Genomic DNA, 23,924 nt, shown 5'->3' on the forward strand with positions numbered 1-23,924 from the left:
CGACTTCTGTCAACTAACCCCAGCAAACTTCCCCATCAGCTTCCCAGTCAGGAGGACGACGATGTCCCAGATTCCCGAACTCGTCATCGCCAACGGCACCGTGGTCAACAGTTTTGGCCGCCAGCACGCCCACGTCGTAGTGGTGGACGGCAAGATCAGCCAGCTCGTTGACGCCGCAGAACCAGCGCCCGGCGCGCTCCGCACCATCGATGCCACCGGCCAGTTGGTGATCCCCGGCGGCGTGGACGGGCACTGCCACGTGGCCCAGGTGACCGGCAGGTTCCGCACCCTGGACGATTACCGCACTACCTCAACCGCTGCCCTGTGGGGCGGCACCACCACCATCATCGACTTCGGCATCCCCCGCGACGCCCGCGAAACCCCGCTGGCGGCCGTGCTCAACAAGAAGGAACTGGCGCAGGAGTCCCGCTGCGACGTGGCTCTCCACGGGTCCGTGGTCAGCTGGGACGAGACCGTGCCGTGGCAGCTCGAACAGCTCGCCGCCGAGGGCGTCCGCTCCGTGAAGATGTACACCACCAACCGCGGCACCACCATGGCGGACGGGGACACCATCCTGAAGGTGATGCGCGAAATGGTGCGGCTGGACGGGCTCACCTACATCCACGCCGAGCACGACCCCATCATCGCGGACTGCACGGCGCAGCACGCCGACGACGGCAGGATCGGCATCGAACACCTGCACCGCACGCGCCCCGAGCTGGCCGAGGAAATCTCGGTCCGCGAAACCCTGGCCATGGCCCAGTACACGAAGGCCCCGGTGTACTTCGTCCACCAGTCCACGGCCGGCGCAGTCGACCTGGTCACCGAGGCCCGGGCTCACGGCCAGGAAGCCTATTCCGAGACGTGCCCGCACTACCTCACACTTGATGACACCGTATACGGCTCGGCCTTTCCGGAGTGGTACGCCTGCTGCCCGCCGATGCGCAGCCCGGAGACAGTGGCAGCCCTCAAGGAGCGTCTGGCCGGCGGCGCCATCCACACCGTGGCCTCGGACCATTCCTGCTACGACCTGACCCAGAAGCGCGAACGCACCGACGACGTCCGCGCCATGCCGCACGGCCTTCCGGGCGTGGAGACGCGCATGCCCGTCACGTTCACGGCGATGGCTGAGTCCGGCAGCGGCGTGGAGGACTTCGTGGAGGTCTTCTCCGCCGGACCGGCGCGCATCAATGCCCTGCCCGGCAAGGGCTCCATCGCCGAGGGCTTCGACGCCGACCTGGTGCTCTTCGATCCCGCAGAACAGCGGACGGTGGACGGCGGCGCGCTGCACATGGGCACCGACTTCTCGCCGTTCGACGGCCGCACTCTGGCCGGCTGGCCCGCCATCGTGGTTTCCGCCGGCCGCGTGGTGCTGGACCGGGAGGGCTTCCACGACCCCGGCGCCGTGGGCCGCTTCGTGGCCCGGAACGGGTTCCGGGAACACCTTGCCGCCGCTGCCGGCCTGTCCGCCGCGACCCTCTAGGAGCACGCCATGACTTCTTCAAACCGCCCAACCCGGATCGGCATGATCGTGCCGTCCTCCAACACCTGCCTGGAACCGCAGAGCTACCGTATCCTGGGCGACCGCACGGACGTCACCATCCACTTCACCCGGATCCCGGTCACCCGGATTGCGCTGGACAACTCATCCGACAGGCAGTTCGACCCCGCCGTCATGCGGGAGGCCGCCGGGCTGCTGGCGACCGCGGACGTGGACGTGATCGCCTGGAACGGCACCTCGGGATCGTGGCTGGGATCCGGGCACGACCGCGACCCTCGTCCTTGAAATCACCGACGCCACCGGCATCCCCGCCACGACATCCACCCTTGCGTACCTCGAGGCGTTCCGGGCCTTCGGCACCGAGCGAATCGGGCTGTTCACGCCGTACACGGAGGACGTCAACGAGGCCATCATCAGGTCCTATGAGCGGGACGGCATCAAGACCGTCAGCCACCGCTGCCTGGGCCTGAGCGACAACGAGTCCTTCGGCCGGGTCAGCGACGATGAAATGCGTCCCGGCTCTCTGGAGCTCGCGGCCGACGCTCCGGATGCGCTGATCTACCTCTGCACCAACCTGTACGGCGCCAACATAGCGGCCGGAATCGAGGGGGGCACGGGCGTTCCGGTGCTGGATTCGGTGGCCGTGACGCTGTGGCACTGCCTGAAACTTGCCGGCTCCCCCTTGCTCGCACCAAGGTGGGGCAGGCTCCTCGGGGACTGAGGGTAGCTACATCCGGATTTTGAGCGCCCCGGGATCCACCCAGATGGACAGGCGCTTGACGGTACCCACGTGGTCGCCGTCGAGCTGGAACTCCTCCTCCTGCTCGAGGGTGACCTCGATTTTCTTGCCCTGGAAGTACTCGGCGGATTCCTTCTGGTTCTTCTTGCGGCCGAAGATGCCCGCCGCGACGCCCAGCCAGCCGAAGTGCCCGCGGGGTGCCAGGATCAGCAGGTCCAGGATGCCGTCGTCGACCTTCGCTTCGGGGAAAATTTCGATGCCGCCCATGATCCTGCCGCAGTTGCCGGCCATGACACTGCGGATCCGCCGCTTGACGGGGTGCTTGCCGTCCACCTTGACTGTGGCCCTGACGGGCTTGCCCGGCAGCTTGCGGATGCCGGCTTCAACGTAAGCGAGCCAGCCCATGCGGTCCTTCAGTGCGTCCACCGTGTCCGCCATGATCGCGGCGTCGTAGCCCACGCCAGCCATGACCAGGAAGACGTTCTCGTCGTCGGACCCGTCAAAGGTGCTCCTGGCGACGTCAATCGTGCGGTCGGTGCCGTTCAGGACGTCGTACGCGGCGGAGACGGGATCGGAGATATCCACGCCCATATTGCGGGCCAGCAGGTTGCCCGTGCCCAGCGGCACCATCCCCATCGGCGTATCCGTCCCGGCCAGCGCCTCGGCCACGCACCGCACGGTACCGTCGCCGCCGGCGGCAATAACGACGTCGACCCCCGCCTCCAGCGCCTCGCGGGCCTGGCCCACTCCCGGGTCCTCAACGGTGGTTTCCAGCCACAGCGGCTCGGCCCAGCCCTGCGTGTCGCACAGCCGGACCAGCGAGGCGCGGAGGTCGGCGCCAACAGCCTTGGCGGGGTTTACGACCACGGCGGCCCGTGGCGGCGAGGAAGCATTCTGGGCTGTCATGGTGTCCTTCGGCTGCTGCGGGCGGGCCCGAAAGCCCCGGAACTCAAATCGTAGCCGCGTTCCCGGGATATGGCATGAACCTAAGTTCATCGACGCGCAGCCGGCGGCCCTCAGCGCGCGGTTTCCAGCCCGCCGGTGCTGCTGTGGCGGTCCAGGAGCGACGCCCCGGCAGCGGCCAGGATGAGTGCGGCGGCAAGGAACAGGGGAAGCTGCGGCTCCCCTGTTATGGCAACGCCGGCCGCCGCTGTTCCGGCGGACCCGGCGACGATCTTGAGGGCACCCACCCAAACAAATACCTGCCCCCGGACCTGCGGTGGGGCAAACTCACTGCGGGCGGCCAGGGTCGCCGCGAAGAAGTACGAGTTCATGGCTCCCGCGGCTGCGTACGCCGCGACGGCAGACGCAAAGTACCCGGACAAGGCGGCCACCGCGAGCGCCACGGCCACCAGTCCCGCGAGCCGCGTCACCAGACGATCCGCGTCACCCCGCAGCGGACGGCACATGACCCCGGCCGAACCGGCCAGGCCGCCCAGTCCGTAGGCAGCCGTCAGGACGCCCGCGGCGGCCGGCTGTACCTGGAACACGGCGGTGAAGGCGACGGCCGCGATGGGAAGCGCCGCTACGGAGAACGCCACGGTGCTGGTCAGGTACAGCATCCTGCGCAGGCGGTCCGTGACAGCCATCAGCCGAAGAGTCTGAACCGCCGTCGGAGCATCGGCTGCCCGCGCTGCGGGAGGCGCGTAAGGCAGCAACCGCACGACGGCGGCGGCAACGAATGTGGCCGCCGCCAGGATGAGCGCGGCTACTGTGGGTCCGGCCCAGGCAGAGACAGCGGCCACGACGCTCGGGCCGATGGTCCCGCCGATTCCGTAGGTGGCCACATCCCAGCCCTGGGCCCGGCGCTGGCTGACCTGGTCCGGGCCGGCGATTGCCGGTAGGCGGCTGCTGATGCCGCCGGTCAGCAGGGGTCCGACCAGCCCCGAAGCCACCAGCAGAACACCCGTCACCGCTGGCCAGGTCATCGCGTACAGCAGCACGGCAGCCGCCAGGGTGGCGCCATGGACCACGCACGCCCATGCAATCAGGACGCGGCCGTCGCTGCAAGAGTCCAGGCTCCGGGCCACCAGCGGCCCCAGCAGGTGCGGGGCGGTAATGCAGGCGCCGAGCAGGCCGGCAAGCCAACCCGGCGCCCCGCTGGTTGTGACCATGAGTACGATCGCGACGACGGCCCCGCCGTCCGCAGTGCGCGCCAGCGTCGCGGCCGCCACGTAGCGCGCCAATCCGCCACTTTTCCGGGCCAGGTCCGGTGCCGGCTGACCTCGCTGGGCCGTCCGCTCCCCCGGCGCTTCTTGCTCCACCAGTGATTTTTGCTCCGCCGCGCCGCGGTCCAGGCTACCCATGCCGCACCTGCTCATGCGTCCAGTCCGCTGAGGCGCAGGGCTTCCTCGACCTTGATACGGCCGTTGGTGTCCAGGCTTTGCAGTGGGCGGGGCAGGCACGGCGCCTCCACGAAGCCCAGCACCTCGGCCATGGTGGCAGCGACGCGCAGGCTCCCGTATGTGCGGAAGAGCGCCCACACGGGCTCCAGCGCGGCAGATGCCTCCAGCGCCAGGTCGCCCTGCCCGGTCTTGGCAAGGTCGACGATCACCCTGGCGGTCTTGGGAAACAGACCGGCGACGACCGAATACCAAACGTCGCACCCGGCCAGCAGTGCCTCCGCAGCGGCCCAGTCGCCGCTGACGCCTAGGGACACACCGTCCGGAACCGCTGCCCGGAGCCGTGCGATGCGGCCGGCAGCCTGCCCCGGTGCAGGGGGCGGGAACTTGATCGAAGCGATCCCCGGAAGTTCGGCGATGCGGCCGTGGAGTTCATCAGAGAAGGTGAACCCCGTGGTGGCCGGGTTGTCGTAGACGGCAATCGGCAGATCGGACGCAGACGAGACTTCGCGGTACAGGCCGTAGACCTCTTCGTCGCCTAGCCGCTGATACGAGACAGGTGCCAGCAGCAGGCCCGAGGCGCCCGCAATCTGGGCATCTTCGACGCATCCCAGCACGTCACGGGTGCGCATGGCACCGACACCTGCCACCACGGGAGTCCCCGGCGCGGCTTCGACGGCTGCCTTCACCACTTTGCGGCGTTCCTCGCGCAGCAGATAGGTGTAGATGCCTGTGGAACCCAGCACACCGATGGAGTCCACCCCGGCTTCGGCGCACCGCCTGACCAGCCGAGCCAGTGCGGCTTCGTCGGCGTTGTCCCCGGTAAGCGGCGTCAGGGGAAATGCACAAAGGCCGGTAAACACGAGGGTGTCCTCTCTTCAGTCAGCTTTGGTTACTCCCTTCATGCTCACAGCCGGATTGGTCCTAGCATAGATCCAAGAATCCACGATCCAGGAGGACCAAGATCGAAGCTGAACTGCCGCTGGTTCTGGACCACCAGAGCCGCGTTCCGCTTGCCGCCCAGTTGGTCGGCCGGCTGCGGGACGCCATCCTGGACGGGACGCTGAGGCCGGAGCACACGCTCCCGGCATCGCGGCGCCTTGCGGCCGGGCTGGGCGTCTCCCGCGGAGTGGTGGTCCGCGCCTTTGAGCAGTTGGCCGGCGAGGGGTACTTGGAAGGCCGGGGCTCGGGCGGTACCCGGGTGACGGTGCGCTCCGACGGCCGGGGCATGGCGTCGGAAGGCACCCAGGCGGCATCCGGCATGGAGCAAACCGCAACGATCGACCTCACGCCAGGACGGCCGTCGGGCGCCCCGTTCCGTGACCGCGACTGGCGGGCCGCCTGGCGGAAGGCCGTTGCCGAGCCGGTGGAGGTTGAGCTTCCGGCCGCCTTGGGTACGCCGGCCCTTCGCACTGCCGTGGCCGATCACCTCGCCGTGTCCCGCGGACTTACGGTGAGTGCTGACGACGTCGTCATTACGGCGGGCACCAGTGACGCCCTGCAACTGATCGTCGCAGCACTCCGCGGCCAGGCGGACCCGCCCCGAGTGCTGATGGAGGACCCAGGCTATCCCACGGCCAGGCGGGTGCTTTCCGCGGCGGGCGCCGCCGTGGACGTTCTCCCGGTTGCCGACGACGGGCTGGAGGCGGCCCAGCTTGCGGCCCTTGATCCCCGGCCTGACGCCGTCCTGGTCACCCCCAGCCATCAGTACCCTCTGGGCGGCCGGATGCCGGTAAAGGAAAGACTGGCCCTGCTGGCCTGGGCCGAAGCCAACCGCGTGATCATCCTCGAGGACGACTACGACAGCGAATTCCGGCACCGGCGGATGCCACTGCCTGCCCTTGCCTCCTTGCCCTCCTCCGCAGAGGTCGTCCTGGTGGGCACCTTCTCAAAGTCACTGAGCCCGTGGCTGCGGTGTGGCTATCTCGTGGTTCGCGGTGGCTCAGGGCAGCGCCTCAAGAACGCACGGCTTGACCTCGGCACGCCGGTTGCCGGAGTGATGCAGTCTGCGTTGTCCAATTACATCGCCGGCGGCGGCCTCGCACGACACATCGCCCGGGCAAGGCGCGAGTACGCGCATCGCCGCACACTGCTGCTCGACCGACTTGGCGGACGGGCAGACGTAAAGCTGGCGGCCTTGGATGGCGGTCTGCACGCCGTCATCCGGCTTCAGCCGAACGTTCCGGCCGAGCGATTGGCCAAGGAAGCACTGGGGCTGGGGGTGCGGGTTGTGACCTTGGCCAGCTACTTTGCGGAACGGACGCCGGAAAGCGGCCTGGTCATCGGGTACGGCGCCCCGACCGATCTCCAACTTGCGCGTGCGCTGGACATCATCGCCGGCCTACTCGACCGAATGGCTGGCGGCCCGCCGTAGCAACACGGCTCTAGACCGCCGGCCACACCCTTAGTGTGCCGGCGGTCATCAGTGCCCGGTCGCGAGGACGATAGCCAGGGTAAGCATGAGCACGGCGACGCCGCCGTCGAGGAAGCGCCACGACGCCGGCCGCGCGAAGAAGCCGCTGAGTCCGCGAGCGCCGTAGCCGATGAGGGGAAACCACAGGGCGCTGCCGGCGGCGGCCCCTGCCCCGAAGAGCCATTTGCACGAACCACCGTGGGTGCTGGCCAGCGAGCCCAGCAGCACAAGCGTGTCGAGGTAAACGTGGGGGTTGAGCCAGGTGATGGCGGCGGCGGTGAGTACGGCAGACCAGACGGTCCCCCTGACCGGGGAATCAGCTGCCTTGAGAATCCCGGGCCGCAGGGCGCGCCGGGCGGCGAAGACCGCGTAGGCGAGGAGGAACGCGATGCCGACCCACCGCACCACGGCCAGGAGCACCGGCGCGCCCTGGATGAGCGCGCCGATCCCGGCGACCCCGGCCAGGATCAGGACCGCGTCACTGACGAGGCATACCAGAACAACCGGCAGGACGGCCTCCCGTTTGAGGCCCTGCCGAAGGACAAACGCGTTCTGGGCTCCGATGGCGACAATGAGGCTGAGGCCGGCTCCGAGCCCGGTCAGGAAGGGAAGCATTCTTCGAAGGTACGGGCGGATAACCTTAAAGACAATTCAGTTTTTCTGTAGTTTCATTAGGATGTCTTCATGGAACTTGACCAACTCAGGGCACTTGCCGCCGTCGTCGACCACGAGACCTTCGACGCCGCGGCGGGGGAACTCAGGCTCACTCCCTCAGCCGTGAGCCAACGGATCAAGGCACTCGAGCGCTCCGTGGGTAGTGTGCTGGTGCGGCGCCTCAAGCCGGTCCGGACGACGCCGGCGGGCGAGCAGCTCCTCCGTTCAGCGCGCCAGCTGCTGCTCCTCGCCGACGAGGCGGTCCTTGGCCTGCGCGGGCCAGAACCTACGGAGAGGAACGACGGCAGGCGGCCGAGCGCCGAGCGGCTGAGGGTTCCCATCGTGGCTAATGCGGACTCGATAGCGACGTGGCTGCCGGCGGCCTACCGGGAGATCGCGCTCGGCGGCCGGGTGGCCCTTGAGCTGCTGCGCGACGACGAGCATGCCACAGCCGACCTCCTGCGGTCCGGCGACGCAGTAGGCGCGATCACCGCTGATCCCCGACCGGTGCAGGGGTGCACGATTCGCGCTCTCGGCACCATGGTGTACAGGGCCAAGGCGTCGCGCGAGTTTGCAGCGCGCTGGTTCCCCGACGGCCCCACCCCGGAAGCCCTCGCCGTCGCCCCGGTCATGCAGTACGACAGGAAGGACACCCACCAGCTCGCTGTCCTCGCGCGCATCGCGCCCGATGCCACTCCCCCACAGCACTTCATTCCCGATTCAGTCCAGTACGTCGAATCGATTCATGCCGGCCTGGGCTGGGGCATGGTGCCGGACCAGCAGGACCAGGAGAACTCACTCGTGGAACTCGACCCGGCGTGGAGCGAGGACCTACGCCTCTACTGGCAGGTGTGGACACTGGACTCGCCGGGCCTCGCGGAGGTGACGAACGCCGTCGTCCGCGCCGCCCAAGACCTGCCACCACACCAAAACTAGCCACCAAACACAGCAGCGGCGGGTGCTGATGCACCCGCCGCTGCTGTGTGTTTCGTACCGCCCTCAGGCGTTCACCCGCTGTTAGACGTTCACCCGCACGTAGGTGGAGCCGGTGAGCCAGGAGGCCGGGTGCACGATGGTTTCGTTGACGCCGTTCATGCCGCTGCTGATGGCCTGCCCGTTGCCGATGTAGACGCCGACGTGTCCGGCGCTGATCATCAGGTCACCGGGCTGCGGGGCGGAGACCGGGGTGCCGTACTGGTGGAACTGCGTGGGCGCGAGGTCACCGACCGACTTGCCGACCGAGCGCAGTGCCTGTTCCACCAAGATGGTGCAGTCCTGGGTGGCGCCGAGCTGCGCCCGGGCAGAGGCCACAATGGCTGCGCCCACGCCGCTGGCTGACTGGGTTGCAGCCGCTGTCGGAGCGGTTGCTGCTGCCGGCGTTATCGACGCGGAGGCGTTGTAGATTCCCATGCCGGCGGGCGCGGGGGCAGCCGGGGCTGCCGGAGCCGCAGGTACGGCCGGTGCTGCCGGAGCCGCGGGAGCTGCAGCTGCACCTGGTCCCGGGATGAGGATCTGGTCACCGGGGTAAATGACAGACGCCAGGGACAGGCCGTTCTCTGCGAGAAGAGTATCGAGGCTGACTCCGTGGCGTGCTGCGATGGCACCAAGGGTGTCACCGGGCACAACGGTGTGCGACGCGCCGGCAACAGCAGATCCTCCGCTTGCCGGGGCGGGGGCCGCCGGTGCGGCCGGGGCTGCCAGCGCCTGGCCAGCGGCGGACTGCACAGCAGCAGCGGCCGGGGCGGTCGCCGACTGTGCAGCGGCAGCGTCCGGCGTCTCCGGAGCGTAGGCACCAGCGTGTGCGGGTGCTCCGGCGCCGAAAAGAAGTCCGGAAGCGACGGCGGCGGCGGCCGCCGGCTTGGCAACCGAGGCCGCGTTGGACTTAAGGGAATACGACAGGCCCTGCAGGGCGATGGACGTCGTTGGGGTGGCGCGATGGCGTGCGGATATGGACTTACGTGACATGGTTGATTTGCCTCTCCCATGCCTGCGGGGTGAGCTGTCGGGTTCGGATGGGAGTCACCCGGTCCTGCCCGCCTCTAGGCGAAGCGTCTGGACTTAACCCCTAGGCCTTGGCGCGCAAGGCCGGTACTAAGGTGGTTCCCCCGTCCCTGCCTGTTGGTCATAGCGAACGGATCCCGGTCAGCGGCAGGGCTCGGCATTCTGCCCGGGAATGCCCTGAGCGGAACCAGGGCACCGGCCGAGGCTATCGCACTTGTGCACCAAAAGTCACATTTCAGTAACGAGGGTGTGTCGGAGAGCGTGTGGACAAACCCCGGATGCTGCACCCTAGAGGGCCTTCACCGCGCCCAGCACCTTCGTCAGGGACTCCTTTGCGTCGCCGAACAGCAGGGTGGTCTGCGGCTCGAACATGAGGTCGTTCTCGATCCCGGCGAACCCGGGGCGCATGGAGCGCTTAAGGAACACCACCTGCCGTGCGTCCGCCACCTCAAGGATCGGCATCCCGTAGATCGGTGAGCCGGCGGTGGTCTTGGCCGCGGGGTTCACGACGTCGTTCGCGCCCACCACCAGCGCGACGTCGGCGGTGCGGAACTCGGCGTTGATCTCACCCATTTCCTTGAGCGACTCGTAAGGCACGTTGGCCTCGGCGAGCAGCACGTTCATGTGCCCGGGCATGCGCCCCGCCACCGGGTGGATGGCGAAGTCCACGCGGGTACCCCGGGACTCCAGGGCCAGCGCCAGCTCTGCCGCGGTGTGCTGTCCCTGCGCGACGGCCAGCCCGTAACCGGGGACAATGATCACGCGCTGGGCGTAGCCCAGCAGCACGGCCACGTCCTCCGGGCTGGACGAGCGGACCGGACGGTCGCTCACGGCAGTGGATCCCGCCGTCGAACCTCCCCGGAACGCGCCGAACAGGATGCCGGCCACGCTGCGGCCCATGGCCGCGGCCATCGCCCGGGTGAGGATGGTGCCCGACGCCCCCACCAGCGTGCCGGCCACCACCAGGAGCACGTTGCCCAGCACCAGGCCCGAGGCCGCAACCGCCAGGCCGGTGAAGGCGTTGAGCAGCGAAATGACGATCGGCACGTCGGCGCCGCCCACCGGCAGCACCAGCAGCACGCCGGCCGCCAGGCCCAGCAGCAGAAGCAGCAACGCAAGAATCAGCGAGCCGCCCAGTACGACGGCCGACGCGGCACCGACGGCGGCAAGCAGCACCGCGCCCATGATCACCGGCAGGCCGGGGAACACCACGGGGCGCGTGGTCATGAGCTCCTGCAGCTTCGCGAACGTCACGGCGGAACCCGCGAAGGACACCGCCCCCACCAGCAGGGTGAAGACGACGGCGACGCGCACCCAGGCGTCCTCCGCATGCGGCAGTTCCAGCAGCGCCACGAGGGCGGCGGCGCCGCCGCCCACCCCGTTGAAGAGGGCGACGAGCTGCGGCATCTGGGTCATCTTGACGCGTCTGGCCACGGGGGCTGCCACGCCGGACCCCACCGCTATGGCGCCGAGGATCAGGGGGACGTTGTCCAGCCGAGTCGAGAAAAAGACGGTGATGACGGCGACCAGCGCACCAAAGGCGCCGATGAGGTTGCCGCGGCGGGCGGTGCGCGGGGAGTTAAGGCCCTTCAGCGCCAGGATGAAGAAGACGGCCGCCGCGAGGTAGAGCAGCGCGGTGACATTGGGATCCAGGAGGGTCAACGCTTGGCCTCCGTGCTCTCCTTGGTCTTACCTCGCGTGGCACCGGGTGGGGCCGGTTTGTCCGGCTTGCGGCCGCGGAACATCTCCAGCATGCGGTCCGTCACCACAAAGCCGCCCACCAGGTTGGCCGTGGCAAGCACCACCGCCAGCAGCGCCACCGCGAGGACCCACGGGTGCGTGGCCTGGCCGGCGACGATGATGGCACCCACCAGGATGATCCCGTGAATCGCGTTCGCACCGGACATCAGGGGCGTATGCAGCGTGCTGGAAACCTTCGACACCACTTCGAAGCCGACAAACACCGCAAGCACGGTGATGGTCAGCAGGCTGATGCCGTCCATCAGACCACCCCTTCGTTTTCTGACGCCTTCACTGGGTCATTCGCCAACTCGTCTGCGAGTTCGCTGTCCGTTTCGTCGGCGATGTCCTCTGACGCGTCCCGTGGCGCCTCGCCTGACGCGCCGTCCGGCGTGTTCTCCCCGGCGAGAGCCGCGAGAGCCTCCGCCGTTGGCGGGTGCCGCACCACGCCGTCGTGTGTCAGGCACGCACCTGATATCACGTCGTCGTCGAAATCCGGGGCCACAACCCCGTCCCTCGTCATAAGCGCCAGCAGGTTGGCCACGTTCTTCGCGTAGAGCCGGGAGGCGTCCGTGGGCATGGCCGACGGCGCGTCCTTGAGGCCGACGACGGCGACGGTCCCCATTCCGTCTGCGGTGGGGACGTGGATGTCCCGGCCCGCTACGGACCCCTCGACGTTGCCGCCGGACTCCGCGGCGAGGTCGACGACGACCGATCCGGGGCGCATGCCCTGCACCATTTCACGGGTCACCAGGAGCGGGGCGTGCCTGCCGGGAACGGCCGCCGTGGTGATCAGCACGTCGGCATCGGCAACGTGCGGTGCCAGCAGCTGGCGCTGCAGGGCACCACGGTCGGCGCTGAGCTCACGGGCGTACCCGCCGGACGCCTCTGCGGTTTCCAGGTCCAGCTTGATGAAGGTGCCGCCCATGGACGTGACCTCTTCCGCGGAGGAGGGCCGGATGTCGTTGGCGGAGACGCGTGCGCCGAGCCGCTTCGCCGTCCCGATCGCCTGCAGCCCGGCCACGCCGACGCCGAGCACCAGCACCCGCGCGGGCGGGACGGTTCCGGCGGCGGTCATGTACAGCGGGAAGAAGCGGGGCAGGCGGATGGCGGCTTCGAGGACGCAGCGGTAGCCGGCCACAAGGGCCTGCGAGGACAGGGCGTCCATGGATTGGGCCCTGGAAATGCGCGGCACGAGTTCCAGCGCGAAGGACGTGACCCCGCCTTCGGCGAGCGCCCTGACAGTGGCGAGTTCGGACGACGGCGACGCCAGACCAACCGTGACTGCACCGCGTCTCAGGGCTGTCGCCGTCGGAAGTTCCAACGGGCGGACGTGTGCCAGGATGTCCAGCCCGGCGGGATCGAGGTCGGAAACGATGTGGCCGGCCTGCTTGGCGGTATTCGTCGTCTGCATGCCCGGCGGAAACACCCGCCCGGGATTCGATCAGCACCTCCAAGCCCAGTCCGGCCAGCTGCTTTACGGTTTCCGGCGTCGCGGCCACCCGCCGTTCACCTTCCCGGCGCTCCCGCGCTATGCCCAGCTTCACCCGCCACTTCCCTTCCAACGGGTGCAGCGGCTTCTGCTCTGGTGGCTCCCGCCCGGGGCGGGATTAACGGAGCGGCGCTGCTGCACGTAGTTGGCTAGAGTCTATGGCCCAAGGGCGCGTGGCGGGAGGGTGACCCGCAACAACTACTTCCGCTCACGACCCCAACGGGAATGAACCCGCTTGTGGGTGGCGCCGGCGTTCCTTACCGCCCGCTGGAGAAGTCCGACGAAATCCGCTCTGCCGTGGCCACGATTTCCTTGCGCACGGACTCGAGGTAGGCCTCGCGATCGGGCTTGGCGGCCACGGACTGTGCCTGCAGAGATACGTTGACGGCCGCCACCACCTTCGGGCCGTGGTAAACCGGAGCGGCCACGGACATCAGCCCCAGCTCTAACTCCTGGTCCAGAAGGCACCAGCCCTGAGCCCGGACTTTGTCCAGGACGGCCAGCAGGTCCTTCACCGTGCCGACGGCGCGGGGGGTGAGCGGCTTGATCTCCGCCGCGGCCAGGTATTCCTTCAGCTGCTCCGGCGGGAGCCCGGCGAGCAGCACCCTGCCCATCGACGTCGCATAGGCGGGGAACCTGGTGCCCACGGTGATGCCGATCGTCATGATCCGGCGCGTGGTAACCCTGGCGATGTAGGCGATATCGGTCCCGTCCAGCACCGCTGCGGACGTCGACTCCCCCAACTTCAGCGACAACTCTTCAAGGTGCGGCTGGGCCAGCTGCGGCAGGGAGAGACCTGAAAGGTAGGCGTAGCCGAGCTGCAGCACCTGGGCCGTAAGCGCAAAAGTCTTGCCGTCGGTCCGGACGTAGCCAAGCTCCACCAGCGTGTGCAGGAAACGCCGGGCCGTGGCGCGCGTGAGATCCGTGCGGGCAGCCACCTCGGTGAGCGTCATGTCGGCATGCTCGGTGTCGAACGCGCGGATCACCGCGAGACCGCGCGCGAGCGACTGCACATACTGGTCACTGGCCGCCGGCGCCGCGCCGTCCTTCGGCGGGCGGCCCGCGCGAGGCGTGGTCCCTGCTGCTGCGTCGGTCATGGTTACCAATCCTAATCGGCGCGAACGGACACTTCCGGCCCCCACCAAAGCGCGAGCGGACACTTCCGGCCCCGCCCGAGCGCGGGCCAGGGGTGCCAAGTGCCCGTTCGCGCTAGCAGGCGAAAGGAAGCGAGGCGGAACGGAAGCGGGTTAGTGCTCGACGGCGGGGGCTGCCGTGAGCGGAACCGGCACCAGGGCCTGGAGTTCCTCGAGCGTGCAGCCGAAGGTTTCGCGGACGCGGACGCCGTCGGGTCCGGTGAGGAAGACTGCCTTGTCGGTGTAGACGCGGGTTACGCAGCCCACGCCGGTGAGCGGGTAGGTGCAGGTTTCCACGATCTTGGAGGCACCTTCCCTGGTCAGCAGGGTCATCATCACGAACACGTCCTTGGCGCCGGTGGCCAGGTCCATCGCACCGCCCACCGCGGGGATGGCGTCAGGTGCGCCGGTGTGCCAGTTGGCGAGGTCACCGGTCGCGGATACCTGGAACGCGCCGAGGACGCAGATGTCCAGGTGCCCGCCGCGCATGATCGCGAACGAGTCGGCGTGGTGGAAGTAGGACGCGCCCGGGAGCTCGGTGACGGGGATCTTGCCCGCGTTGATGAGGTCCCCGTCGATCTGGTCCCCGGTGGCCACCGGTCCCATGCCCAGCATGCCGTTCTCGGTGTGGAGCGTGATGTTCTGCTCCGGCTTGAGGTAGTTAGACACCAGGGTGGGCTGGCCGATCCCCAGGTTCACGAACGACCCCGGTGCGATGTCGCGGGCCACCATCCGGGCGAGGTCGTCGCGGCCCAGCGGCGTTTCGGACGTCTGGATGCTCGTTTCTACAAGGCTCATCTCAGGCCACCTGTTCTGCGGTGCCGGCGGCGGCAGCACCGCTGGAATCGATACGGACAATGCTGTTGACGTAAATGCCGGGGGTCACGATGTTCTCCGGGTCCAGCGCGCCGGTGGGCACGATCTCGGAGACCTGGACCACGGTGTGCCTGGCCGCGGCGGCCATGATCGGGCCGAAGTTCCTGGCCGTCTTGCGGTAGATCAGGTTCCCGACGCCGTCGGCCTTCAGCGCTTTGATCAGCGCGACGTCGGCGTGGATCGGGGTCTCGAAGACCTGGCCGCGGCCATCGATGATCCGGGTTTCCTTGCCCTCGGCCAGCATGGTGCCGTACCCGGTGGGCGTGAAGAACCCGCCGATGCCGGCGCCGGCGGCGCGGATGCGTTCGGCCAGGTTGCCCTGCGGGACCAGTTCCAGCTCAATCTGACCGGCCTTGTACTTCGCGTCGAAGTGCCAGGAGTCGGACTGCCGCGGGAAGGAGCAGATCATTTTCTTCACCCGGCCTTCCTTGATCAGCAGGGCCAGGCCCTGGTCGCCCTGGCCGGCGTTGTTGTTCACCACGGTCAGGTCCGTGGCGCCGCTGTCCAGCAGCGCGTCGATCAGTTCGAACGGCTGGCCCGCGTTGCCGAACCCGCCGATCATCACGGTGGAGCCGTCCTTGACGGCTGCGACGGCCTCGCCGACGGTGTCAACGAAATTCAGCATCGCCTATGCCTTTCCTGTAGAAGCGGTCACGTTTTCGAGCACGACGGCGAGGCCCTGGCCGACGCCGATGCAGATCGCCGCCACACCCCAGCGCTCACCGGAGGCCTGCAGACTCCGCGCCAGCGTGCCCAGGATGCGGGTGCCGGAGGCGCCCAGCGGGTGGCCCATCGCGATCGCCCCGCCGTGGCGGTTCACGATCGACGGGTCGATGCCCCAGGCGTTGATGCAGGCCAGGGACTGCGCGGCGAACGCCTCATTAAGTTCGACGGCGCCCACCTGGTCCCAGCCGATGCCCGCCTTCGCGAGGGCCTTGTTTGCCGCCTCCACGGGGGCGAAGCCGAAGAACTGGGGGTCGTTGCCGTGCGCGCCGCGGCCCGCGAGCCGGGCCAGCGGCTCCAGCCCAAGCAGCCCGGCGGCGTTCTCGGACCCGATCCAGGCCGCGGAAGCGCCGTCGGACAGCGGGGAGGCGTTGCCGGCGGTGACGGTGCCGTTCTCGGTGCGGAACACCGTCTTCAGGCCGGCCAGCTTCTCGGTGGAGGATCCGGCGCGGATGCCTTCGTCCCGGACCAGGTCCGTGCCGGGAACCGGGGCCACGAGGTTGTCGTAGAAACCCTCGTCCCACGCCGCGGCGGACAGGTTGTGCGAGTTGGCGGAGAATTCGTCCTGCTGTTCGCGGGTCACGCCGTACTTTTCGCGCAGCCGTTCGGTGGCCTCGCCCAGGGAGATGGTCCATTCCTTGGGCATGGCCTTGTTCACCAGGCGCCAACCCAGCGTGGTGGACGCCAGGGTCATGTCCCCGGCCGGGTAGGGCTTCTCCGTCTTGGGCAGCACCCACGGCGCCCGCGACATCGACTCGGCACCGCCCACCAACAGCAGATCCGCGTCGCCGGCGTTGATCTGCCGGGACGCGATGATCGCCGCATCCAGCGACGAGCCGCACAGCCGGTTCACCGTGGTGCCCGGGATCGAGACCGGAAGACCGGCCAGCAGCGTGCCCATGCGGGCGATGTTGCGGTTCTCCTCGCCGGCGCCGTTGGCGTTGCCGAAGACCACCTCGTCGATCCGCTCCACGTCCAAACCGGGCGCGCGCTTCACGGACTCGCCGATCACATGCGCGGCAAGGTCATCCGGACGGACCCCGGCGAGGCCGGAGCCGAACTTTCCGAACGGCGTGCGTACGGCGTCGTATACAAATGCCTGGTTCATGAAATCCTCAAATTCTCTGGCCCAACTGGGTAGCACATCAGGGCGTTCTGAGGGCTCAGAACGCCCTCTGCTGCTACCTAGTTGGGTGGGGTGGGGGTGTTGCCGAGCCCGGCGCTGTCCATTGCGGTGCTGTCCATGTCATGGAAGACCTGCTGGGCTGTCTTGAAGGCGGTGTTGGCGGAGGGAACTCCGCAGTAGATGGCGGTCTGCAGCAGGATCTCCTTGATCTCGTCCCTGCTCAATCCGTTGGTTATGGCCGCGCGGATGTGCATGGCCAGTTCTTCCCAGTGCCCGTGCGCCACCATGGCGGTGATGGTGACGGCGGAGCGCATCTGGCGGGGCAGGCCCGGGCGGGTCCAGATGCCGCCCCACGCGATGCGGGTGATCATGTCCTGGAAGTCCTCGGTGAAGGCGTCCTTCTTGGCGTTGGCCCGGTCGACGTGGGCGTCGCCGAGCACTTCGCGCCGGACCACCATACCGCCGTCGTAAATCTCCTGGCTGGTGGCGTCCGGCTGGACCACCCCGTGGCGTTCGGCGCCGCTCATTTCGCTGCTCCGCGCGTTTCGGCCCAGGAAATGAGGCTCCGCATCAGCTCGGCCACGTGGCCAGGTGCCTCGGCGGGCGCCAGGTGCGCCACGCCCTCAAGGGTGGCCGCAGAAGCGGTGCCGCCTCCGGCGGTGATTCCGGCCGCCACTTCTTCGGCCATCGCCGGCGGCGCAACGCCGTCGTGCGCGCCCGCCACAACCTGGGTGGGGACGGTGATGCTGCCGAGCTGGTCGCGGACATCGAAGGCGGCCAGGGCCTCGCAGCAGAAGGCGTAGCTGAAGCGGTCGGCGTCGCGCAGGGAGTGCAGGAGCCGGCTGCTGAGTTCGGGTTCGCGGTCCATGAACCCGGGCGCGAACCAGCGTTCGGCCGAGCCCTGGATCATCACGGCGGTGCCCTGGCTGCGTACGGTCTCGGCGCGTTCCAGCCAGCCCTCGGGGGTGCCCAGCTTGGCGCCGGAGCACTGCACGGAGAGGCTCTTGAGCCGGTCGGCGTGCTTGATGCCCAGCTGCAGGCCGGTGGCCCCGCCCAGGGACACGCCAGCGTAGTGAAACCTCTCACCGGGGGCGATCGAGTCGACAAGCTCGACGACAGCGTCCGCCAGGTCCGCGACGCTGAAGGTTTCGCTGGCGGCGGCAGAGACGCCGTGGCCGGGCAGGTCCCAGGCGACGACGTCGAAGTCGTTGCCCAGGAGTGAGCCTGCTTGGGACCACAGCACCGAGGAGGTGCCGAGCGACGGCCCGACGATCAGGAGGGGTTTGTCCCCCAGCGCACGCTGGGGGGAAAGCAGCACTGCCTTCACTGCTGGTTTAGCCACGGGAAGCTCCGTTTCCGTCTGGTTCGGTTGAAGTAAGCGCAAAATCCGGGAAAGCCGCCAGGATCCGCCGCGAGATCTCGGCTGCCTGCCCCAGGTAGCTGGCGGGGTCGAGCAGTTCCTCCAGCTGTGCGTCGGAGAGTCTGTCCGAGGGGACGGCCTCGCGCAGCAGCCGGCGGTAGGTGGCAGCCTGTTCGGGCCGCCGGCGCCTGCAGCGTTTTGTCGACGACGGCCTGCAGCTGCTGCTTCCCGTCACCGCCAGGTCCGTTAGCGCCCGGTTCGTCAGCAGAAAGTAGCGGCGCCACCGCGGCGGACACGCCTTCGCTGAGCAGCAGCGGGCCGGACAGGTCCAGATTCTTCCGCATGCCGTCGGGGAAGACCTGCAATCCCTCCGCGAGTTCCCGCATGTGGCCGGCGGCGCCGAGAGCCAGGGCGAGCAGCTGGCGCAGGGCCGGCCATTCGGTGTGCCAGGCACCGTCGGGGCGTTCGTCGTTGAAGGTGGCGGCGGCAAGGTGCAGCTGTGCAGCCAGGCCCGGGGCCTGCAGGGCGGCGCTGCGGACCAGCACGGACAGCACCGGGTTCTGCTTCTGCGGCATCGCCGAGGAAACTCCCCGGCCGGGCGCGCGGGGTTCGGCAACCTCGGCCACTTCAGGACGGCTCAGGAACAGGACATCCGCGGCGATCTTGCCGAGCGCGTCCACCACGGAGGCGATTGCGTCACCCAGCGACGTCACGGCCAGCCGGTTGGTGTGCCACGGTGCCGGCGGGGCGGCGAGGCCCAGCTGCGCGGCCAAAGCGTCAGAGAGTGCAAAGGGGTCCGTGGCTGAGCTGGAGGTAAGCACAGTGCCGGCGGCCAGCGTGCCCGCCGCGCCGCCGAACTGCACCGGCAGCTCCAGCGCCTCGAGCCGGCGCCCCGCCGCTGCCAGCCCATGGAACCACTGCGCCGCCCGAAGCCCGAACGTGAACGGCAGCGAGTGCTGGGTCAGGCTCCTGCCGACGCACAGCGTGTCCGCATGCTGCTCGGCCAAGCGGGCAAGCACCGCCGCCGTACCTTTCACGTCGGCGAGCAGCGCCGCAAGGGTGTTGCGGGCCACCAGCATCAGCGCCGTGTCCATTACGTCCTGGCTGGTCAGCGAGGTGTGCACGGCTTTTGCTGCACTGACGCCGGCTGTGTCCAGCGCCTTGACCTGGGCCCGGAGGTCGGCCAGCAGCGGGATCACTGGGTTTCCGCCGCCCTGAGCACGGCGGGAAATATCGGCAAGATCGTACCGGGAGGCGTCGGCAGCGTGGGCCACCACGCCAGCGGAACCGGCGGGAGCGAGGTCATGCTGCTCCAGCACCGCGGCCCAGCCGGCCTCGACGGCGAGAATCGCCGCGAGGACGGCCCGGTCACCGGTCAGTGCTGCCACGAGGGGCGACGCCGACACAGGACTGAGTAGCCCGACGTCGCCGTAAAGCCCGCCGCCGGTGCCCACTGCCTGGAACCCGGTCACTTTGTGGCGCCCCCGGTTCCGGTTCCCTCGAAGTCGAGGAAGACGGTTTCGCCTTCACCCTGCAGGCGGATGTCCCAGGTGAGGCCGCCGTCGGCATCGCGGCGCGCGATCAGCGTCCTGCGGCGCTCGGGATCCAGGGAGGACAGCAGCGGATCCTTGGCCAGCGCCTCCTCGTTCTCCGGCAGGTAAACGCGGGTGAAGAGGCGGTTCATCAGGCCGCGGGCAAAAATGACGACGGAGATGAAGGGTGCCGCGCCGGGTTCGGTGGGTCCCGGGTTCACCGTGGTGAACGTGTAGACGCCGCTGTTGCCCACGGAGCTGCGGCCGAAACCCGTGAAGGTGTAGCCGTCGCGTACCAGCGAGCCGGTCCGGTGAACGATGTTGCCCTCCGCATCCGGCTGCCAGATTTCGAGAATGGCGTCCGGAATCGGGTGCCCTGCGCCGTCGTACACGGTGCCCTGGAGGCGGATGGAGCCCGCGGATCCGGGGGCCAGCAGTTCGCGGTCCTTTTCATAGGGCAGGGCGTAGCCGTAGAACGGGCCCACGGTCTGGCCCGGGGTGGGAACAAGCTTGGTGGAGTTACTCATGGTCATCGCCTTCCGCGCCCAGCGCCTCGTTCTCGGTCCAGGTCCGCTTGGAACCCGTCAGGACGATGTCCCAGTTGTAGCCCAGCGCCCATTCCGGCTGGGTCAGGTCGTGGTCGTAGTTGGCCACAAGACGGTCGCGCGCATCCTGGTCCACGATCGACTGGTAGATCGGGTCCAGCGGGAAGAGCTGGTCGCCTGGGAAGTACATCTGCGTCACGATCCGCTGGGTAAATTCCTGGCCGAACAGCGAGAAGTGGATGTGCGCGGGACGCCAGGCGTTGAGGTGGTTCTTCCACGGGTAGGCGCCCGGCTTGATGGTGGTGAAGCGGTAGGAGCCGTCCGGGCCGGTGATGCACCGGCCAACACCGGTGAAGTTGGGGTCCAGCGGTGCCGGGTGCTGGTCGCGCTTGTGGATGTAGCGGCCGGAGGAGTTGGCCTGCCAGATCTCTACCAACTGGCCTGCGACCGGGCGGCCGTCGCCGTCGAGCACGCGGCCAGCGACGATAATCCGTTCGCCCTGCGGTTCGCCGTTGTGCTGGATGGTCAGGTCCGATTCCAGGGCGTGCACGTCCTGGTGGCCGAACGCCGGGGAGTACAGCTCGATCGTTTCCGGGTCCGCATGGTGCAGGCTCTTGGTGGGGTGGCGCAGGATGCTGCTGCGGTACGGCGCGAAGTCCAGGCGCGGCTGCGTTTCCGGCGCCGCGCCGTCCTTCAGCACATTGGCGTAGGCGTCTCCGAGGGCCTTGATCTCCGCGCTGAGATCCTGCTGGGTTTCCACGCGCTGCGCTGCAGCGGGGACGTCCGTCGGGGCGGCGGCCGGGGTTGCGGGTACTGCGTCCGACAGGTCCTCGGTCAGCGCGTCGGCGTTGTACGTTGCGAGATTAACGTCTTCAGGCACAGCAGCCTCCTTTCAATCTGTGGTTGGGCAATTAGTGGTTGGTTTGGGTCAGGTCATGCAGGTGGTCGTACTGGACGGCGTGGCGCACCGGCGCGTTGGGGGCTCCGTAGCCGTCGTAGTTGCCGCGGCGTTCCACCATTTCGAAGAACACGCTTCCCACCGTGGCGGTGTAGAAGTGCAGGAACTCGCCGTCGGCGTCGCGGTCGTACAGCAGGTTGAGGTCCCGGAGCGTGTCCAGGAAACCGGGGTCGAGGTCGAAGCGGGCGTCCAGGTCCTCGTAGTAATTCTCCGGAATCTGCAGGAAGGCCAGTCCCCGGTCGCGGGCGGCGCGGGCGGTTGCCACCAGGTCATCCACCGCGAAGGCGATGTGCTCCTGGTAGGTCTTCCGTGAGGCCGTTCCCGAGTCCGCGCCCTCCTGCTGGATGACGGGGGCCAGGTTCAGCACGAGGCGCACGTCCCGGTCCGAGGTCTGCATGACCTGGGAGCGGACCAGCCCGCTGGGGCTGGCGACCTCGGCATACGGCTGCGGCTCGAGCGCCAGGGCGCTCGTGTAGAAGAGGACGGCCTCATCGAAGTGCTGCCAGGGCTGCGCGAGGTTCACGTGGTCGATCACAGCGTTCCGGGCACCGGACGGGACTTCAAGACCCTGCCCGAATTCAGCAGTCCAGGCCGCGGTGCCGTCTGGGCTGCCCTGGCACAGGAAGATCTCGGTGGAGTCGGGGGCGGCGAAGCCCTGGAACACTTCCTCGTTGGCCTGGCTCTTCCGGGGAACCACGGGGGCCTTGAGCTGCTGGGCGCGGGCGGAGGCAATCACCGGGGAGTCGACGTCGAATCCCAGGGCGGCGATGGCGGGTTCGGCCGCGGCGGGGGCCTGTTCGTTGATGATCACCCGGGCGTGGCCCATGGTCCAGAGCTGGACGTCCTTGGTGCGGTGGCGTCCGTTAAACTCGAAGCCGAGCTGGCCGAGCACCTTTTCCAGCACCCCGGTGTCCGCGGCCTTGACCTCGGCGAAGTTGAAGCCGGCGGGCTCTGCCACCTGCGGGAGCGTTGCCAGTTCCATCGGATAACGACGGCGGGCAGTGCCAGCGGCGCCCGCTGCGGTTCCGTTGGCCACCGGCGCGTTCGCGTCCAGCCACTTGGCACTCTGCTCCTCCAGCCAGATCAGCGAGCGCATCGCGTCGACGGCCGTGCGTTCGACGTCGGACTGGCGGAAGACGTCGTTGAAGACCTCCAGCGACACCGGCCCGGTATAGCCGGCGCGGACCACGTGGCCCATGAACTTGGCGAGCTCGAACTGGCCCTCACCCGGGAAAACACGGTAGTGCCGGCTCCAGGAGAGCACGTCCATGGAGAGCTTGGGGGCGTCGGCCACCTGCACGAAGAAGATCTTGTCCGCGTTGATGTTTTCGATCGACGCGGTGTCCCAGTCCCGGGACAGGATGTGGAAGGAGTCCAGGCAGGTGCCGAGGTTGGGGTGGTCCACCATCTCGACGAGGCGGTGGGCGTGTTCGTAGTCGTTGACGTACTTGCCCCAGGCGAGGGCCTCGTAGGCGACCTTGACGCCGTGCTCGCCCGCGAGGTCCGCCAGGGCGGCGAGCTGTGTGGCCCGGAGGTCGTCGTCGTCGATCGTGGCGGTAGCGACGTTGGTGCAGACCAGGATGGTGTCCATGCCCAGCCGGGACATGAGCCGGAACTTGGCCTCGGCCCGGCGGAGGTTGGCTGCCAGCAGGTCCTCGGTCACGCTGTCGAAGTCCCGGAACGGCTGGTAAAGGTCCAGCGTGAGGCCCAGGTCCGCGGCCATCTTGCGGACGTCCTCGGGGCTGAGCGATGAGGTAACGAGGTCCTGCTCGAAGATTTCGATGCCGTCGAAGCCTGCGATGGCGCAGGCCTGCATCTTTTCCTTCAGCGTGCCGGAGAGGCAGACGGTGGCGATTCCGGTGCGCATCAGACGGCCACCTCTTCAGCGGCGATGAGTTCCAGGAAGTGGGCGCGCATCCGCTCGGCGTCGGGCTCGATTCCGGTGAAGATCCGGAAGGAGTCAGCTGCCTGGCCCACGGCCATGCGTCCGCCGTCCAGCACCTGGCAGCCCTTTGCCCGCGCTTCGCGGACGAGTTCCGTTTCGATGGGGCGGTAGACGATGTCCGCCACCCAGTGCCGGGGTTCCACGAGCGCCATGTCCAGCGGCGTGCCCGGGTGGGCGGCCATGCCCACGGGGGTGCAGTGCACCAGGCCGTCGGCGGCGGGCATCAGTTGCGGCAGCTCCGCCGTCGTGCGCGCGGTGACGGTGCGGTCGGGGAAGAAGCCGGCCAGTTCGGCGGCACGTTCGGCGCAGCGCGCCGGATCCATGTCCACGAGTTCCAGCGTCTGCACGCCGGCCGTGAGCAGGGCATAGGCGACGGCGGATCCGGCGCCGCCCGCCCCCAGCTGCACCACGCGGTCCAACTTGGCGTCCGGAAGTCCGGAGGCCAGGGCGGCGGCAAAGCCGGAGAAGTCTGTGTTGTGGCCGATGAACCGGCCGTCCTGGATCACCACCGTGTTGACGGCGCCCAGCCGTTCGGCATCGGGGGCAATCTCGTCGAGGTGCTCGAGGACCAGCTGCTTGCAAGGGTGCGTGATGTTCAGGCCGTTGAAGCCCATCCGGTAGGCGCTTTGCAGCAGGTCGCCGACGGCGGTGGCCGGCAGGTCGAGCTCGTGCAGGTCGATGGGCCGGTAGAGGTAGCGGACGCCCTGGACGTCGCCTTCGCGCTCGTGCATATGGGGCGAGAGCGACGGCATCACGCCATCCCCGACAAGTCCTATGAGGTAGGACTCGGTTCGATTGCTCATGCGTGCGGCTCCTTTGACAACGGCACTCGGCCGGCTTGGGC

At 68.5% G+C, this 23,924-nt stretch carries 22 protein-coding genes, 2 pseudogenes and 1 riboswitch; of the genes and pseudogenes, 5 read left to right on the plus strand and 19 right to left on the minus strand.

The features are described from left to right. Window positions 1–61 precede the first annotated feature (61 nt). The 3 genes from QFZ33_RS00620 to QFZ33_RS00630 are packed head-to-tail and all read left to right on the plus strand — an operon-like array spanning window position 62 to window position 2,222. The gene (locus tag QFZ33_RS00620; RefSeq protein WP_307023917.1) at window positions 62–1,483 is read left to right on the plus strand and encodes an amidohydrolase family protein; all 1,422 of its coding nucleotides are present in this window, start codon (window positions 62–64) and stop codon (window positions 1,481–1,483) included. 9 nt (window positions 1,484–1,492) lie between these two features. Then, window positions 1,493–1,786, plus strand: a complete 294-nt coding sequence (locus tag QFZ33_RS00625) for a hypothetical protein (RefSeq protein ID WP_307023919.1) — start codon at window positions 1,493–1,495, stop codon at window positions 1,784–1,786. Window positions 1,787–1,805: 19 nt separating this feature from the next. Continuing rightward, window positions 1,806–2,222: a maleate cis-trans isomerase family protein gene (locus QFZ33_RS00630; protein WP_307031595.1), complete on the plus strand. Its 417-nt coding sequence runs from the start codon at window positions 1,806–1,808 to the stop codon at window positions 2,220–2,222. Between the two features lie 6 nt (window positions 2,223–2,228). On the opposite strand, the gene QFZ33_RS00635 is transcribed toward QFZ33_RS00630, so the two are convergent. The 3 genes from QFZ33_RS00635 to QFZ33_RS00645 all read right to left on the minus strand — a co-directional run bounded on the left by QFZ33_RS00635 (window position 2,229) and on the right by QFZ33_RS00645 (window position 5,445). Then, the gene (locus QFZ33_RS00635) at window positions 2,229–3,146 is read right to left on the minus strand and encodes a diacylglycerol/lipid kinase family protein (protein ID WP_307023921.1); all 918 of its coding nucleotides are present in this window, start codon (window positions 3,144–3,146) and stop codon (window positions 2,229–2,231) included. 110 nt (window positions 3,147–3,256) lie between these two features. After that, window positions 3,257–4,546, minus strand: coding sequence for an MFS transporter (locus QFZ33_RS00640; RefSeq protein ID WP_307023923.1), 1,290 nt, complete (start codon window positions 4,544–4,546; stop codon window positions 3,257–3,259). Window positions 4,547–4,557: 11 nt separating this feature from the next. After that, window positions 4,558–5,445 carry a dihydrodipicolinate synthase family protein gene (locus QFZ33_RS00645; protein WP_307023926.1) on the minus strand — a complete coding sequence of 296 codons (888 nt, stop codon included), beginning with the start codon at window positions 5,443–5,445 and terminating at the stop codon, window positions 4,558–4,560. Window positions 5,446–5,570: 125 nt separating this feature from the next. On the opposite strand from QFZ33_RS00645, the gene pdxR reads away from it, so the two are divergent. Continuing rightward, entirely contained in the window at window positions 5,571–6,956 is a 1,386-nt protein-coding gene (gene pdxR / locus QFZ33_RS00650) for a MocR-like pyridoxine biosynthesis transcription factor PdxR (protein WP_444861224.1), read from the plus strand. A 48-nt stretch (window positions 6,957–7,004) separates the two neighbouring features. Here pdxR and QFZ33_RS00655 read toward each other — a convergent pair whose 3' ends face one another. Continuing rightward, window positions 7,005–7,610 (minus strand): LysE/ArgO family amino acid transporter, encoded by a 606-nt coding sequence (locus tag QFZ33_RS00655; RefSeq protein WP_307023930.1) that lies wholly within the window; start codon window positions 7,608–7,610, stop codon window positions 7,005–7,007. Window positions 7,611–7,679: 69 nt separating this feature from the next. Here QFZ33_RS00655 and QFZ33_RS00660 point away from each other — a divergent pair, with 69 nt between their 5' ends. Next, on the plus strand, window positions 7,680–8,585 hold the full coding sequence (locus tag QFZ33_RS00660; RefSeq protein WP_307023931.1) for an ArgP/LysG family DNA-binding transcriptional regulator: 906 nt from the start codon (window positions 7,680–7,682) through the stop codon (window positions 8,583–8,585). A gap of 81 nt (window positions 8,586–8,666) precedes the next feature. Here the strand turns inward: QFZ33_RS00660 and QFZ33_RS00665 are convergent, their stop codons facing one another. The 15 genes and pseudogenes from QFZ33_RS00665 to QFZ33_RS00735 all read right to left on the minus strand — a co-directional run bounded on the left by QFZ33_RS00665 (window position 8,667) and on the right by QFZ33_RS00735 (window position 23,883). After that, the gene (locus QFZ33_RS00665; RefSeq protein ID WP_307023933.1) at window positions 8,667–9,614 is read right to left on the minus strand and encodes a C40 family peptidase; all 948 of its coding nucleotides are present in this window, start codon (window positions 9,612–9,614) and stop codon (window positions 8,667–8,669) included. A gap of 4 nt (window positions 9,615–9,618) precedes the next feature. Then, window positions 9,619–9,789, minus strand: a riboswitch (cyclic di-AMP (ydaO/yuaA leader). Window positions 9,790–9,938: 149 nt separating this feature from the next. Further along, window positions 9,939–11,312, minus strand: a complete 1,374-nt coding sequence (locus QFZ33_RS00670) for an NAD(P)(+) transhydrogenase (Re/Si-specific) subunit beta (RefSeq protein ID WP_307023936.1) — start codon at window positions 11,310–11,312, stop codon at window positions 9,939–9,941. Next, window positions 11,309–11,653 carry an NAD(P) transhydrogenase subunit alpha gene (locus QFZ33_RS00675; protein ID WP_307023937.1) on the minus strand — a complete coding sequence of 115 codons (345 nt, stop codon included), beginning with the start codon at window positions 11,651–11,653 and terminating at the stop codon, window positions 11,309–11,311. The genes QFZ33_RS00670 and QFZ33_RS00675 overlap by 4 nt, the downstream gene beginning before the upstream one ends. Continuing rightward, window positions 11,653–12,937 (minus strand): annotated as a pseudogene (locus QFZ33_RS00680) (Re/Si-specific NAD(P)(+) transhydrogenase subunit alpha). The gene QFZ33_RS00675 and the pseudogene QFZ33_RS00680 overlap by 1 nt, the downstream one beginning before the upstream one ends. A gap of 202 nt (window positions 12,938–13,139) precedes the next feature. Further along, the gene (locus QFZ33_RS00685) at window positions 13,140–13,979 is read right to left on the minus strand and encodes an IclR family transcriptional regulator domain-containing protein (RefSeq protein WP_307023939.1); all 840 of its coding nucleotides are present in this window, start codon (window positions 13,977–13,979) and stop codon (window positions 13,140–13,142) included. A gap of 150 nt (window positions 13,980–14,129) precedes the next feature. Next, a complete protein-coding gene (locus QFZ33_RS00690; protein ID WP_307023940.1) occupies window positions 14,130–14,813 on the minus strand; it encodes a 3-oxoacid CoA-transferase subunit B in 684 nt (227 codons plus the stop codon). Between the two features lies 1 nt (window position 14,814). After that, the gene (locus QFZ33_RS00695) at window positions 14,815–15,516 is read right to left on the minus strand and encodes a 3-oxoacid CoA-transferase subunit A (protein ID WP_307023943.1); all 702 of its coding nucleotides are present in this window, start codon (window positions 15,514–15,516) and stop codon (window positions 14,815–14,817) included. Window positions 15,517–15,519: 3 nt separating this feature from the next. Beyond that, on the minus strand, window positions 15,520–16,722 hold the full coding sequence (locus tag QFZ33_RS00700) for a thiolase family protein (protein WP_307023946.1): 1,203 nt from the start codon (window positions 16,720–16,722) through the stop codon (window positions 15,520–15,522). A 77-nt stretch (window positions 16,723–16,799) separates the two neighbouring features. Continuing rightward, window positions 16,800–17,267: a 4-carboxymuconolactone decarboxylase gene (gene pcaC, locus QFZ33_RS00705; RefSeq protein WP_307023948.1), complete on the minus strand. Its 468-nt coding sequence runs from the start codon at window positions 17,265–17,267 to the stop codon at window positions 16,800–16,802. Next, entirely contained in the window at window positions 17,264–18,082 is an 819-nt protein-coding gene (locus QFZ33_RS00710; protein WP_307023950.1) for an alpha/beta fold hydrolase, read from the minus strand. The genes pcaC and QFZ33_RS00710 overlap by 4 nt, the downstream gene beginning before the upstream one ends. Then, window positions 18,075–19,572: pseudogene (locus QFZ33_RS00715) on the minus strand (lyase family protein). Before QFZ33_RS00715 ends, QFZ33_RS00710 begins: the two are co-directional and overlap by 8 nt. After that, on the minus strand, window positions 19,569–20,159 hold the full coding sequence (gene pcaG / locus QFZ33_RS00720) for a protocatechuate 3,4-dioxygenase subunit alpha (RefSeq protein ID WP_307023952.1): 591 nt from the start codon (window positions 20,157–20,159) through the stop codon (window positions 19,569–19,571). The pseudogene QFZ33_RS00715 and the gene pcaG overlap by 4 nt, the downstream one beginning before the upstream one ends. Beyond that, the gene (gene pcaH / locus QFZ33_RS00725; protein WP_373427223.1) at window positions 20,152–21,057 is read right to left on the minus strand and encodes a protocatechuate 3,4-dioxygenase subunit beta; all 906 of its coding nucleotides are present in this window, start codon (window positions 21,055–21,057) and stop codon (window positions 20,152–20,154) included. Before pcaH ends, pcaG begins: the two co-directional genes overlap by 8 nt. Before the next feature lie 31 nt (window positions 21,058–21,088). Continuing rightward, window positions 21,089–23,002, minus strand: coding sequence for a bifunctional sugar phosphate isomerase/epimerase/4-hydroxyphenylpyruvate dioxygenase family protein (locus QFZ33_RS00730; RefSeq protein WP_307023954.1), 1,914 nt, complete (start codon window positions 23,000–23,002; stop codon window positions 21,089–21,091). Further along, on the minus strand, window positions 23,002–23,883 hold the full coding sequence (locus tag QFZ33_RS00735; protein ID WP_307023955.1) for a shikimate dehydrogenase: 882 nt from the start codon (window positions 23,881–23,883) through the stop codon (window positions 23,002–23,004). Before QFZ33_RS00735 ends, QFZ33_RS00730 begins: the two co-directional genes overlap by 1 nt. Window positions 23,884–23,924: the final 41 nt, after the last annotated feature.

The organism is Arthrobacter globiformis, assembly GCF_030815865.1.
GTDB classification, from domain to species: Bacteria; Actinomycetota; Actinomycetes; order Actinomycetales; family Micrococcaceae; genus Arthrobacter; species Arthrobacter globiformis_B.